Source organism: Paenibacillus sp. V4I5, assembly GCF_030817255.1.
Lineage (GTDB): Bacteria > Bacillota > Bacilli > Paenibacillales > NBRC-103111 > Paenibacillus_E.
On record NZ_JAUSZB010000002.1, the window covers coordinates 3,949,102 to 3,963,609 of the forward strand.

Genomic DNA, 14,508 nt, shown 5'->3' on the forward strand with positions numbered 1-14,508 from the left:
TTTAAGTGAGATTTAAATTTGGACTACGATTTTTCCGAAATATTGCTTTCCTTCAGCCAAGAGCGCGAATGCTTCGCTAATTCGATCCAGAGGGAATACACGGTCGACGACGGGATGTAAACGATGATGGGCAATCGCTCGATTCATCTTTTCAAAGTGATCCCGGTTGCCGACTTGACTGCCGCGAACCGTTGTGGCTTTCTGCAAGATGCCCGTGACATCATATTCCGGAATCGTCAAGCCCGATAAGAATCCGACCATACTCAAGGTCCCTCCAATGCGAAGCGCATTTATGGATTTGGACATCGTTGCCGCTCCTCCAACATCTAGAACATGATCGACGCCGCCAGTCCGTTCTAACACTGCTTTATCCCAATCGGGAACTTCCGAATAATTGATCGTTTGCCATGCACCGAGAGCTTTTGCTCGTTCCAGCTTGTCGTTGCTGCTCGATGTGATGATCGCTCGTGCTCCAACCATAAGAGCGAATTGAAGCCCGAAGATAGAAACCCCGCCTGTTCCTTGCAGCAGCACGGTATCCCCCGCTTGCAAACCACCGTATTCGATTAGCATGCTCCATGCGGTTAATGCCGCGATCGGCAAGGTGGCAGCCTCCTCCCAAGTGAGGTGATCGGGAATATGGACAATTCCGTCTTCATGTAGAACGACATATTCAGCCGCTACTCCGTTCAACGGACCTCCCAGACTGTCTTCTAATACCCCCGGTCTTGGGTTGCCGGCAAAAAATCGCTGTTGCAAATTACCCGCTACTCGGTGTCCGACCTGAAACCTTGTTACTTCTTGGCCAACGGCTACAATTTCTCCCGCTCCGTCTGATAATGGAATGAAGGGGAATTTGATTTCAATTGGCATTAATCCACTGAGGATCACTAGATCCCGGTAATTGAGAGAAGCTGCCTTCATGCGGATCAGCACCTCACGGGGGCCTGGCGTTGGTATGTCGAGTTCCGTTAAGTTTAATTCCTCAAAGCCGAAGCCGTTTGTCAGTTGTATAGCTTTCATCGAATTGTCCTCCCTGCAAGATCAGATTGATTATCTGTATTCTTATAAATATTATTATTGCCGGATCCTCCGCGTGGACGAAGCATGCCTCCAACAAGACGAAGACCTTGTTTGCGTGTTATGAATCGCGATAACTGCGCCCCGATATAATTCTGCACACCCGGAACGACGTATATTTTTCCTTCCTTCAACGCGCGAAGTGCAACCTCTACGACTCTTTCCGGCGTATCTTTCTTTCCGACGGATGCTTCTTCCGTTCCTACGACATTAAAGAAACTGGTGTCCGTCGAACCTGGACAAAGTGCAAAGAATTTCACTCCGCGGTTTCGATTTTCCCACCATAACGCTTGAGTAAACGACAAGACGAAAGCTTTCGTTGCTCCATATACGGCCATATAGGGAAGTGGTTGAAATCCGGCGGTTGATGCAACATTGATAACTGCACCTGAGCTTTTGCGCAACATGTCCGGCAAGAACAAGTGGGTCATATCTACAACAGCGGCGACATTGAGCATCACTTCTTCATGCTGACGCTCACCTGACACTTGTTCGAACAAACCATGTGTAGCAAAGCCTGCATTGTTAATCAGCAGTTCGATATCCACTTTCAAAAGTTGACATTGCCGATATAACTCGCTGGGCGAGCCCTCTTTCGCAAGATCCATCGCGATAACCTCGGCATTGATGCCATAATTCATTCTGAGCTCTGATGCCAAGCTCTCAAGCTTGCTCTTCGATCGGGCCACGAGTACCAAATGGCTGCCTTGTTTGGCTAGTTGTCTCGCGAATTGCTCTCCAATACCTGAAGAAGCTCCAGTGACGAGCGACCATTTCCCTTGAAATGTCATAGTGTTATTCTCCTTTTAGATACGATGTTTTAGTTAAGAAACAATGTTACTGAATGCTTAGAAGTATTCCCCAATTCCGAAGAAAGTTAAGAATCTTCAGTCTCGGTAACAGTGTTTCTAATTGAATTCATTGTAACCACACATTTTTAGAAAGTCAATATGATCTTTGAACATCCAACGTCACATTGACAACCACCTAACAACTATATAAAATTTCTGGTAAGAGAGTCAGAAACCTTGTTTCCTGACGAAAACACGATAACCGAAGGTGAAGATGATGAGCGACCAAGATATTTCCTCCACTGCGAACACACGTGTGTTGAAAACCTACCAAGAAGCTCGTTTGCAAAACAATGAAAATCTCCGTAAGCTCGTTGTTGATGCTGCGGCAACGCTCTTGCAAGAAGAGGGCCCGGAAGCCGTTACCGTACGTAAAGTAGCGCAGAAAATGGATTGCTCGACAAAAATCATTTATAGCTTGTTTGTCAATAAAGAGGGTTTGGCTCAGCAGTTGTATCTAGAAGGGTGTAAACTTCTAGCTTACGAATTCGAGGCGACACCGCAAGCAGCTAATCCAGTACAGTATTTTCTGAATTTAGGTGAAACCTTTTGGCAATTCGGGCAGCGTTACTCCGGTTATTATAAGCTGATGTTCGGAGGAGCCTTCGGAAATTTCAAACCGGACGAGGAGAGCATGCAAGGCACCGTAACAGCCATGCGGCAATTATTGACCGTGATCAGCAATGCGAAAGAGCAAGGGCTGATTCCTGGCCAGTACGACACGGAATCCGTTGTACGAATAGTCTGGGCCTCGCTCCATGGCGTTATTCATCTTTACATGGGTGGACATTTGGGAGATGTACAATCGGCCCATTCCGTATACAGGCAAACGCTATCAATGATAGTCAGCTCGTTGCTGCCAAGTCACAGCACTTAATACGGGATCCTGATCAGGTTGACAAGTCTCACACTATACAAAAATATGGCATGATACCATGCTCCTCCGTAAACGTCAAATAGCCCCCAACTTGAAAAGATAGGGGCTTTTTGACGTTTACAGAGTTCTATTTTGTATTAGAAGTTATTTTATAGTGATAGCTCACTTGTTACATTCTTCAGTCCGCGAGGGCTGAACTCCTGACGCATCACTGCCAGTGATGCGAGCTCCCGCAGTGGTTAGTTACACACCCCTTATCCCGTCTTTATGAGTTCTCCTCGAATACATCCTTCGCAACTTGAATCGCAGATGCGGCGCGCGGCCATCCGGCGTAAAACGCGAGATGGGTCAAGGCTTCGATCAGTTCTTCTTCGGTCAAACCGTTCTCTTTTGCTAAGCGAAGATGATAAGGAAGCTGCCCTGTAAGTCCTCCGGTGACTAGCACTGATATCGTAAGGAGACTACGTTCCCGAAGCGATAATTGTTCTCTTCTCCAAACGTCCTCGAAGAGTACTTCTTCCGAATAGCGCACGAAAGTAGGGGCAATATCCCCAAACGAGTCACGAGCGTTTGATACAATTTTTCGATGCTTCATTCTTATGCCTCTCCCTTGTTGTCCGGACGTTCGATCATTTGCGCAGCGCCGTTACCGAATGTCCAGTCCTCGAATTCCGTGTCGACCAGCACGACGAATACGTCTTCTTTCCTCATGTTAAGTGTATTTGATAATAGTTCGGCTAACTTTCCGTAAAAGCTTATTTTCTGCTCGGTGCTTCTTCCGGATTTGAGCGTGATTTGAATATAGAGCAGCCTGTCACTTCGCTCTATGTTTAAGTAATTCCGACTATAATAAAACTCGCTTGCTTTGTGCGAGTGGAACACTTGAAAGTAATCGTCTTCCGGCACATTGAAATGCTGGATTAGAGCTCTCATAATCGCTTGGCTTATGAAGGGCAGTTGCTGTGTCCCATATTGATTTTCCATATAGCTTACTCTGATGAATGGCATTTTAATATCACTCCTTCAGCAAGATACCCTAATTGTACTTCCCACTTCTTTATTTGTATAATTGAATAAAATCATATTTTAATTCAATTTATTCGATGGAGAGATGTGCCATGGACTTAAAGGAGCTAACTACGTTTCAAACCATTATTCAAGAAGGAAATTTCACCAAAGCGGCAGTGAAATTGAATTACGCTCAGTCTACGATTACAAATCAAGTCCAGCGGCTGGAGAGGGAATTGGGCATCCAGCTATTCAAGCGAGGATGGGATGCAGAGTTAACGGCTTCTGGACAAATTTTTGCCGCGGAAATTGAGAAGCTCATTCAACACTGGAACCATGTAACTGAGCAGGCGAAAGCTTTGCAAAGAGAGGAGATCGGCTCCCTGCGCGTCGGAGGGCTAGAATCGTTGATTGAGCATGTGCTACCCAACTCTCTGCGACGATTCTGGGAACATAAACCAAAAGTATCGTGTCACTTTGTCAATGGAAACACCGACTCCCTGTCACGCGCGGTACTCCAGAATCAATTGGACTTTGCCATATGTGGAGAGCCTGCCGATCTTTCTTCTTTTCACTTCGAACCGTTATATAGCGAAAATATCTCCTTTATTGTAGCGAACAACCATCCCTTGGCCGAAAGAAACGGAATAATCCCCTTTGAAGAACTACTTAACTATCCGATGATCGTTGGGGGAAATACCTGCTTGTATTATCTGAGGTTATCTAAGCAATATTCCCATTACACCGAAACTCCTTTTCTATATACAGTGAGCCAAATCTCGGCTATTCCCGGGTTCGTTCAGCGAATTCCTTCCGTAGGAGCCGTTCTCGGTTCCACGGCGTTACCCCCTAATATCGTGGGAATACACGTCGAACTGAAGGATTCATCCATCCCGGTCGGCCTGCTGCAATTACGTAACACTGAGTATCCTTCGTCATCAAAAAATCTTTTAATGCAATATGTAAAAGAAGAACTGCGGCGTAACTAAGCGTATTGATCTTAAGCTTTTGGAAAACTCCGGGTTTCGCTTCCTACAGAGACTCCACCAAACACAAAAAAACACGCCCCACTGGGCGTGTTTTTTTGTGGATCCTTTTAGCCGACCGAATCGTTCATATTACGAAAAACTCATCCTTTGTCCTATAGGAGAGAGTACACTAGAACTACTCAGCCCCGCTGCCCGCAGAGGCCGCTTCTCTCATCGCGGAAAGCGCTTCGTCTAGTGAATCGACTCCACTGTTTGCGCCGCTTCTCGCAGTACTTGCCATTTCAGCGCTATACGCCCACCAACGTACACGTACATTCCCCGGCTCAGAAGTTTGCTGTACCTTCACACCAATGCGGAACGTGCCTTTTTGTGGATAGGCAATCGTGCCAATCTTCACTTCAGGTGCATCGGGTTCAAACTCGCTGCCTTTGAACACATCGGAGGCTCCGCCGTATACGCGGTCACCGCTGGATAGCATTTCGGAGAAAGCTTCACCACTGCTCTCTTCCAAGCTAGTGATGATCAGCACGTTGCCCTCGCCAAGTCCATGTGCGATTTCGCCGGAGAAGAAGCTTTTGGTCGCTCTCCCGAATGGGGACACAGCAATCTTCGTGAAAGGCTCTATCGGAATGTCCACGACACCGCTCAGCATACCCGCAATGCCGCTGCCACCGCCTGCTGGAATGCTTAAATCAAATGAAAGCTCGCTAATCGCTTTATTGAAGTTAACCTTGAATTCCGGAGGCTGTCCTGGCGCCAAGGTTTTCACTTTGGACTTCGTTACGAACTGACCGGATGTTTCCTCGCGGTACTCGTTCGCTTGAGCAAGCCTGTACATAACCGAGGAATTGTACACGTATTCGCCAAATGGCACTTGCTCGACACTTTCAATAACATAGGTTGGTCCCACTTGAACAAGGCATATTTTAGCCAAATAAATACAAGGCTCGGTAGGAGCTTCTAAAGAAGCCTCCAACGATTGTTTCACGAAATCCGACATCAACCGTTCCCGCACGGCCTCGCCAATAATCTGCACTTCGCCAATAGCTTGAGTTTGCAGCTCCAACTGCCTGTCATCCAGCTTCAAAACAGCCGTGCTCACCTGCACACCAATCGTGCCCTTCACGGAAGCTGTACTATCCGCTCGTAAAAGCACCTTCATTTCATATTCGCTCTCTTGCCCATCCTGCGGCTCTTGGAACACAATCGTTGTTCCATCAATCGCCTCTACGCGCTCAGCAGCCAGCTCATATTGAAAGGACAGTCTGCCAGCATTAAGAGTCTTCTCGAAGCGCAGCTTCATTTCGAAAAGTTGACCTGGATTCACATAACGAGGTGTTGTTTGAAGCACGCGCACCCCAGAATCTTGATAAAGTACGACCGTCTGATCGGACAGATTTGCCAAAGGCAATGACGCTGGATCAGGTGCATCTTCTCGGATAAACAGGCGGTAGCTTTCCAAAACGCGATTATAGTCATTAATTTCGTCAGAACGAACAGAAGAATTAGCCACCGCGTGAACGGGTTCTTTTTCCTTTTCGTCATAGGCAATACATAGGTATACGTTCTTGGCATACTGGTTATTGCTGAAACCGTCCATCATCGATAGCTTCAATGTCATTGGAGAAGGCACGACAATTTCCCGGCCAAGTGCGTCAATCGCAGCTCCCATCTCTACAGAAACGGACTTTTCATCGACCGCGACAACCTGCAGACCTGTAAGTACGCCAGAACCATGCAGCAAGCGGTTCATCATCCTGCGCTTATCGTTGAAATACTTTTGCTCAGACTCGAAATCCCTTACCGTCAGCAGCTTTCCATAGAAATACCGATTGCGCTCGAACGGGTAATAGCGTGTTTTTTTCATAAGTATCCCCTCACCTTCCAAGGCTCATTTCATTTATTCGATTTCGGAATCCAATTCCAAGCGCGTATGTATGTCCATTCGTTTATCGCGATCTACGTCAATCAGAACCGTATTGTAAGGCATCGACGAACGCTGATCGAGTGTTAACAAGGTTGGCTCTGATAAGTAAGTATTTATGCCCAGATAGGTATGCATGTCCGCGTACATCCACGGTTGTAGAACAATTAATTTGCCTTCGGTATAGGCTGGTTTTTGGTCTTCGATGATTTGCTCGATCGTTAGCCGTTGTGCATCTGTCTGTACGAATTCAGGCTTCAACATGATGCAGAAGCAATAAGGATTATCCCCATATAACTGGGCAAAAAGCTGGCGCAGCTCCGACGTCTCCTGCATTTGTTTAAACTGAAAATATTCCAGCAAAAACGGTTCAGACCCTGTGTAAATCTTAAGCATGTTCATCAAGCCCTCGCGAGTTCCCCGCAATTTGTAAAGCTCAGGGGCCTGTTTGATCAGCAATCTTAGCTTCGTCTCGCCCCATGCCTCATGATCCGTGATAGCCAGCCAGCGACCTAACCATTCCAGATAAGTGCCGGATACCGCATCCGGATCGAAATGAGAGGAAATACGGTCTATTTTATCCTCCATATCGTCAAAGAACGTGCTGAACATCGCTAGAAATCTTTCCAGAAAAGGGCTATGATCCTCGTCCTGTTGGTAAATCGGCGGCAAATAGGCAATCAGTGACGTTCTCGGGAAGTAGACCCGAAGCTTTCGGATGTAAGGTGATTTTTGCTCGCTGCCTACCAGCTCGATTTTGAACCATAGATAACGGCCTCTGGCATTCATCAGAAGAGCATCCTTCGGATTCAGAATGGACTCCGACCATAAGTCACGCGTCGCAGCCAGCTTATCTCGAATCGAAATGCCTGGATCCGTCAAATAGCCCGTATAATTTACGTATTCGCCATCAATGAATCCTTCACTTTCATCTGATGTAAAATAGGAAAAACGAACCTGCGTTTCCTCCGGAATATCGGCATCTAAACGAATCTTATGCCACTGTGTCTCCGTCTCTGTTGTATCCAGCTCAGCCGAGAAATAGATGGCCTCCGGAAGCTGAGTCCCCTCCAGCAGCATCGTACGTGCACGAAGATCAAGCAGGCTAATCTGACCACTTATCCGATCAAAGACATACAACCGGTTGCGCCCATCGTGCAGCAATTTATCCGTTCGCCCTCGAAAGCTAGTCACTTTATCAAACTGCTCACCATTTCCACGAAACTTTAGAATAAACCGCTCCGTTACTCCTTCTTGCTGTGCGTATCCGCTGTCCCCTATATAGATATTATGATTCGTATCAATGGAAATACCGGCAAAGCGCCCTTCCTGCTCCAGCTTAAAATGAAACGGCTCCCTACCATCTTCATGGAATACCGTTACCGTTCTGAGCAGTGCATCCAATAGAACTAATGTACCACCCGCAGCAGCGGTGTAATAACGCCCTCGAAGTGCAGTAATTTCAGCCGCTTCTTCCAGACGGTGTATTTCATGCTCATACACATGTACCACTTCGCCTGCCGCGTTCCACTGTATAATGCCAATCCGGCCGCCCTTAGGGACTTCGGGACTTCCATTCATACCAATCGCAATGTCCAAAGGGACCGCCACGTAAAGACAATTCGCCGTTGTTAATCTCGTATTAACCGCGAGAGGGAATAATTCAAGCCCCTCCCAATCATGGATAGCCCACATGGTCTGTCCATTGGAAATCGAATAAACCGCAAGTCTTCTCTCGCTTTCAACGTGGGCATCTGCTATCACCAAAAGATCTGACATAGAAGCCAGCATCGCTTGTTGGCTAAACAACTGATGACCCTGGCGAAATAACGACTCCCGATGACGACTTTCATCATCATAAATCCATACATTCGAAGCCTCGTCTAGCAAAAATAGCTTCCGACCTGGCCCAACCGTTATCTCTTGAATAGGATGAATGCCTTCCAACTCATCTGTGCGAACGATGCGATGAATGCTGTATTTTTCCGTCTGTTGAATCGAAAATCCTTCGCTCTGCATATGAATATTGGCTTCATATCCCTGTTCCCAGTCAAGCGGTTTGTTAAGTGAGAAAAACGTTTGTCCATCCTGCATCGTTCGACACCTCTTTTCCTAAATAAGGATTATAAATCCGTCTGGCTAATGGTTTCCACTTCATGATCACCGGAATAGACCAAGGCATAAGGCGGAATATGAATGTCGCCAGCGCCATCCTTGTGGAAGCCTGTGCCCTCGGCATCTATCCAAATGTCCTGCACATAGACAACCCCTTTAATCCGTGAAATAACGCCATAAATATCGCCTTTATAGACAGTCCGGCCAAAACGCCAGCCTTCCGAGCCTTGCCCATGATCCATCGGCTGTAGTAATAGTCTGAGCTCTTGCATAATTCGGCGCTGTTCATCTTTGTGCTTGGGCTCCATCACCACAACAGCGTGAACCGTTATTTTAATATATTCGGCGGGAATTACATGTAGTTCTGTGGTCAAAAGACGATGCCGATCTAGATGCTGCTTGATCGTTTGCAAGAAACCCTTGCCTGCTTTCGGCTTATCGCTCTCGCTGTAAGGCACGACCACGACGGTCATCTGAGCGGGCGCTTTGACCTTCGGATAATCCCGCATGCCTAGCTTGTATAACGGGATTGCCTTCACACGCGCGACACGCAGACCCGGCGTCGCCTTCGTGATCGCCTCGTAGTCCTCGCCAGTCACGGCCCGCGTCGGCGTGTCGAGCTCACGCCGCACGCGAAGCTTCGCCTGCGTGAGCGTCTCCGCTTCGAGGCCGCCTCGCGCCGGGAACGGATTCGTCACACGCACGCCTTTGGTATTCGTGAAGCCGGTCACGAGGCCATCCTTCACGTTGCCTCGCACACCCCCGCCCGCTTGCAGCGCCAGGAACCGAATGTTCGGTTCCACGGACTTGGGCGGAGTGAGACCCGCTTCGTTATTGCCGAAGCGGATCGTCCCTGCCGCAGCGTCGTAGACGTAATGCCTGTCCGTGGACTTCGAATTATCGAAGTCATCCACGGACTGCCAGTCGTCCCAAACGACGTCAGTCTCTCCACGTGGCCGATAGCCAACCTGCAGCAGCATGCTGCTGGGCTTATACATCCGGCCACGGCTGATTTCAAAGGTCTGCCCGGGCAGACCTCTGCTGCCCCCGACAAAACGGCCATAGTCGAACTCGGCCGTATAGGCAATGAGCCGTACCCGCTGCGGACCCTGAGGCGGGATACTCCCGTTCACCCCGTCGCCAAAGCGCAGACGGGTGATGCGAAGAGCCGAGTCCTGCTGCAGCTGGCAGCAGAGATCATCCGGCTCGCAATCCTCAAGCTCCGCGACGATGTGCCAGTCGCGCCAGTGCCCTTGCTCGTCCTGCACCTGCACAGTGTGCAAGCCGTTGTAAGCGAGGTACGAGCTTACCTCGAAGCTCTGATCAGGCTCTCCAGAGCTGTTGAAAGCAGTAACTTCGCTGAAGGTTTCCTGCTCAGCCGCTTTCACCGCATTGAGGCTAACCTTCTCAATCTTCGGAGACAGCTCATAGCCGTCCTCCTCGAGTGTACAGCAAATCCAGAACCGGCTGCGATCATCCGCAGGGTAAAGAGCAATCGGCTTCATCTCCGACGTGATCCGAAAACGGAGCTCGCCGCTCTGCGACAGATGAACCGTTGAGTCGCTTATCTGCTCGATCGGCAGCCAGCTTTCGCTTTGCCTCTGCTGCTCAGCCCCCGCGAACGTCCAAGCCACCTTTGCAGAAGAAATCATCGGCGTTGTCCCATCTTCACGGTTACCCACGGTTACCGGATAGCGGTCAAATAACTTAAAAAAGATTGATATCTCCGTTTGCTCAGGCAGCGCTCTATCGAAACCGAGATACAAATGCGCGCCCTTACGCGCTTCAGGTCCAAAAGCATAATAAGCAATCTTAGCATGATTATTGGATGTAAAATCACCAGCCGCCGTTTCCGTACGGACCAGCACTTTTTCAAGCTCGGAAGGTACAAGATTCACCGTGTCTAGTGTCTCGAACAGCTGGTCCATCGCTTGTAGCGGTGTCCCCTTGGGGAGCACAAGCTGCTGCTGTAATCCAGCAAACGCCACCTCACAAACCGCGGATACAGCTTCACGAGGGCTAATCCCAAGCAGTTTCAGAAACTTCCGCTCACTGCGCTCCGTCACCCGGTTTAAGTAATACTGCTGCATCTCCGTCATCCATGACATCAATTCCAGCAGCGTAATCCCCGGGTCATGTTCATTCTCATCCGTCCACTCCGGAAAAAGCTTCGGTATCGACTTCCGAGCCTCCAGCACCATCTGTTCAAACATACGATCATCCAAATTAGGTATTGGCAGCACTTGTGCTCACCTCCTTCGATTATTACTAACCCCCACCAAATAGAAGTCTCTAAAGGCTCCTATTATCGCTATTTTCCGTTGGAGCTACTGATTAGCAGTCTCTAAGGACCCTTATTTCTGTTAAATCCCATCTTTTTATATGATATTGCTGAAATAAGAGTCTCTAGAGGCTTCTATTACAGCAAATCTAGGTTAAAAACAAAAATAGCAGTCTTTAAAGACTCTTATTTGCCGAAAACCCCTCATCAACAAGACTAACTCACTTGATGCTGGTGGGAGTAAGGGTACGGAGTCTCTCCTCACTACAACGCGTTCACAACAACCTTGTGCTTACCGCTCACAATGATCCCGTGCGGGAGCGCCGGAAGGCGGTTCACGTCAAGTTCCGTACGCTCGCCGTCCTCAATCTTGTATACGGTCATGTAAAGCTTCTCTACATGACTGATCACTCGAATTGATTTCAACAACGCGTAGAACACGGAGGGGTGGATTTGCTGGCCGATTTGCCAGCCTTTGCCGTCGAAATTGCCGGTTAGCGGATCGAGGAAACGGTTCAGCTTCTCAATCGCCTGAATTTCGGTAGCTACTACAGCCTCCATTCCCTCAACGGCCACGATCGCCGAAACGGAAATTTCCATATAGACCGGCTCAATCACTTGCAATCGTTCCGGGAAAGCAATCAGGCTGGAAGCCCGTTGTAGAATATACCTCTCCACCTGCTTCTTCAGCTCTGGAAACGCGGAGCTTCCCTTCTGCCCTTCTTTTGGCAGTACCACTAAAGTCATAGCCCCGATTTCTTTGTGCATATAGGCGTTCCGATTCGGGATGCAAGTGACTTTGGCAATGTTCGGATAAGCCTCACGCGCCAGCCACTCGTAATCTTTGGACGATACTGCCCGGTCCCGATGCTTCAGCAATTCTGGACCGCGCTGCAAGGCCGACTCCAGCTTTTCAGCTTGGCAGCCGCCTGACGCTGGTTCTGGGTTAAAAACCTCACCGACAAACGCAATAGAGTCCTGCATCTGGTTAATTTGCCGAGCCCCTACGTTTCCGATTTGTCCGGACGTAACTTGGTAAGTTACCTTCAGCTGCTCCAGCCCACCCTTTGGCGGTCGCATGCCATGGATACCATCGCCTACACGAATGCGTCCAAACGTACGATCGATCATATAATGACGATCCCGGTTGCCGGAATCCGCCATCTGGCGAACCGCTGTCCAACGAACCCAAAGTTGAAGTAAGTTTCCTTCGGAATCTCGACTTATTTCCATAAGAGGCACTCCCGTACGTTCGTACTCAGCGATTTCCTCTTCTGTCACAAACTCCGTCTCATCCACCCATACCTCTTCGGAGACAATCCCGCTTCTGCTGAGCTGGTATTCCGTTTCTTCAAGCCCTTTGGAATCGGGAATTTCCCCGATAATCGTCTCCTGCTGAAGCACTTGAACCGTATTCATGTACAGACCCTGAATGGTAGGAATTTGTATCCGACCGGAACTATCATCATATTTATCATCACGATTAACAGCACGAATCCAGTAGCCTTCTTTGCCAAACAATGACGCTCCAGTAAAATCAGATGGACCTACGAATTGCACGGTACCGCTCTGGGTCAAACCGTTCGTATCATCAATAACTTTGAGTGCAGCCCATTCGGGAAGACTTCCCGGCATCAAACTAGCTCGCAAATACTCCCATTCTAGTAATGGCATGTCCTGCTCCGAGAACCGCTGTTGTTTCACTGAGACGAACATCGCTATCGGGCCTTTTACAGGCGGTGTATCAAAAGAAAGATGCAAGGCAGGATGACGGCCCTCCAATGGTTGAAAGAGCTCAAATCCGCCCTCCAACTGACGGCTATGCCGAGTCCGATCCTCAAACACCGTATTATTCAGAGCTAAGCAACGTTCGGCTGGATACAGACGATCTTCATACTGATAGGTTAAGGATACATCATCCACCCAAGGTGAAAGATAGATCGCTTGTGCCACATATGCATTCTCAATATGTAAAATCCTCGCTCGGATCCAGCGGTTTTCGTTGCCGTTCACATATGTCGCTTCTAGATCATCCGGACAGCGAAAGTGAATTTCTTTGCGTACCTTCTGCTCCTGCGGATAATAAAACAGCTTCTCTGCTTCCTTCCCCACATCCAGCCGTAACCAAGTTGCTCCATTCCAATACTCCCAAGCAACCTCCAGAACGGTGACGTGAGTAACTGGCGGCTTATCGAACTTGGATTTTTTCATCACCATTTTCCAATCGACTTGTTCCGTCAGCTCCGGCTGAAACCGATTCTGAATCGCTTGCAGCCCAAAGCCCAGCTTAATATCGCCGTCTTTTTTCGAAAATACTTCCTGACTTCCGATGTAAAAAGAACCATAAAGTGCAAACTGATCACCAAACGGATAAAACCCCGATGGGTCCGCGCCAATATCATTGTAAAACATCTGATCAGGCCGAACGCCACCTGTTTCCAGTGTATCGACATAATCGGTTTTAAATGAAATATGGTCCATGGACATCCTGCTGTCAGCCAGCGTTTTACCTCCGCTTACGAGCGGCATTAAACGGCATTGTATCCAGCGTCCGGATGCCCCGTTCACTGCTTGGAGTGCTATCTCACCCGCGACTGCTTTCAATAAAATAACCCTATTACCTCTAGCCTCTACGTGGTCAAAAGCCCTCCAGCCTTCCTCTGTGGCATACAGCCACTCGGTTAGCTCGGAATCCGCTAGTTGGCTGGACATCGAAAGTTCATCAAAACGCCGCTTCGAGTTACGGAATTCGATTTCGATACGTGCCGTATTATACACGGTGAAAAGAGAGCTGTGCTCCAAATAAATGGCATGCTCCTGTAAATTGTCGCCATCCTGCAAACGGAAAAGCGCCGTCGGCGCTGCGTATCCTTGCCGGGATGCCGTGACGAACTCATCGGATACACGAATAATCATATCCTGTTTCCGGCTCGTCATGTACACATCCGTAAGCAGCGCAGGAGTCAATAACGCGCTACGAGCGGTCTCATACAGGATGCTGCCTTCCTCTGCTGCAGCGGCAACTTGTGTGCCTGCCGAGATGAACACGGATTCCTTCGTACCCTCGTTCAGCGCAAACGTCAAGTAACTTCGGGCAGGACGTGCTGGAAGCAGCGTAACATCGAACATATTGAGGAACGATATCAAATTTTTCGTGGGCACTCGGTTCAACCGTTTGATATTGTCATGAAACATATCAGCAAACATCAAGAACAACGCAGAACCCGGGTCCGGATTGTCAGGCGTAAACCGCCACTCGGGCGTATAGTATGGTGCCATTTCCTTCATTTGCGCGATCAAATCGAGTAAATCTCTAGAATCAATTTTGGGAGGTTGCACAGCTCCACCTCCTCTCTGTACGTGTCGTCATCGCTTCCGCAGCC

General features: G+C 48.6%; 10 protein-coding genes. 2 read left to right on the top strand and 8 right to left on the bottom strand.

Going from position 1 to position 14,508, the window contains the following annotated elements; all coding sequences use genetic code 11:
* Positions 1-12: 12 nt before the first annotated feature.
* Both QFZ78_RS19810 and QFZ78_RS19815 read right to left on the bottom strand, forming a co-directional pair.
* Positions 13-1,023, bottom strand: coding sequence for a zinc-dependent alcohol dehydrogenase family protein (locus QFZ78_RS19810; protein WP_307550166.1), 1,011 nt, complete (start codon positions 1,021-1,023; stop codon positions 13-15).
* Positions 1,020-1,871, bottom strand: a complete 852-nt coding sequence (locus tag QFZ78_RS19815) for an SDR family NAD(P)-dependent oxidoreductase (protein ID WP_307550168.1) — start codon at positions 1,869-1,871, stop codon at positions 1,020-1,022. The genes QFZ78_RS19810 and QFZ78_RS19815 overlap by 4 nt, the downstream gene beginning before the upstream one ends.
* A gap of 277 nt (positions 1,872-2,148) precedes the next feature.
* Here QFZ78_RS19815 and QFZ78_RS19820 point away from each other — a divergent pair, with 277 nt between their 5' ends.
* Positions 2,149-2,808, top strand: a complete 660-nt coding sequence (locus QFZ78_RS19820) for a TetR/AcrR family transcriptional regulator (protein WP_373460459.1) — start codon at positions 2,149-2,151, stop codon at positions 2,806-2,808.
* Between the two features lie 265 nt (positions 2,809-3,073).
* On the opposite strand, the gene QFZ78_RS19825 is transcribed toward QFZ78_RS19820, so the two are convergent.
* Complete coding sequence (locus QFZ78_RS19825) at positions 3,074-3,403, bottom strand: carboxymuconolactone decarboxylase family protein (RefSeq protein ID WP_307550172.1); 330 nt, start codon at positions 3,401-3,403, stop codon at positions 3,074-3,076.
* 2 nt (positions 3,404-3,405) lie between these two features.
* Positions 3,406-3,816 carry a tautomerase family protein gene (locus QFZ78_RS19830; protein ID WP_307550174.1) on the bottom strand — a complete coding sequence of 137 codons (411 nt, stop codon included), beginning with the start codon at positions 3,814-3,816 and terminating at the stop codon, positions 3,406-3,408.
* A 110-nt stretch (positions 3,817-3,926) separates the two neighbouring features.
* On the opposite strand from QFZ78_RS19830, the gene QFZ78_RS19835 reads away from it, so the two are divergent.
* A complete protein-coding gene (locus QFZ78_RS19835; protein ID WP_307550176.1) occupies positions 3,927-4,805 on the top strand; it encodes a LysR family transcriptional regulator in 879 nt (292 codons plus the stop codon).
* A gap of 175 nt (positions 4,806-4,980) precedes the next feature.
* On the opposite strand, the gene QFZ78_RS19840 is transcribed toward QFZ78_RS19835, so the two are convergent.
* The 4 genes from QFZ78_RS19840 to QFZ78_RS19855 form a co-directional block, all read right to left on the bottom strand.
* On the bottom strand, positions 4,981-6,672 hold the full coding sequence (locus tag QFZ78_RS19840) for a hypothetical protein (RefSeq protein ID WP_307550177.1): 1,692 nt from the start codon (positions 6,670-6,672) through the stop codon (positions 4,981-4,983).
* Positions 6,673-6,705: 33 nt separating this feature from the next.
* On the bottom strand, positions 6,706-8,823 hold the full coding sequence (locus QFZ78_RS19845; protein ID WP_307550178.1) for a phage tail protein: 2,118 nt from the start codon (positions 8,821-8,823) through the stop codon (positions 6,706-6,708).
* Positions 8,824-8,852: 29 nt separating this feature from the next.
* Complete coding sequence (locus tag QFZ78_RS19850; protein ID WP_307550180.1) at positions 8,853-11,087, bottom strand: putative baseplate assembly protein; 2,235 nt, start codon at positions 11,085-11,087, stop codon at positions 8,853-8,855.
* Between the two features lie 302 nt (positions 11,088-11,389).
* Positions 11,390-14,464: a baseplate J/gp47 family protein gene (locus QFZ78_RS19855; protein WP_307550181.1), complete on the bottom strand. Its 3,075-nt coding sequence runs from the start codon at positions 14,462-14,464 to the stop codon at positions 11,390-11,392.
* Between the last annotated feature and the right edge of the window lie 44 nt (positions 14,465-14,508).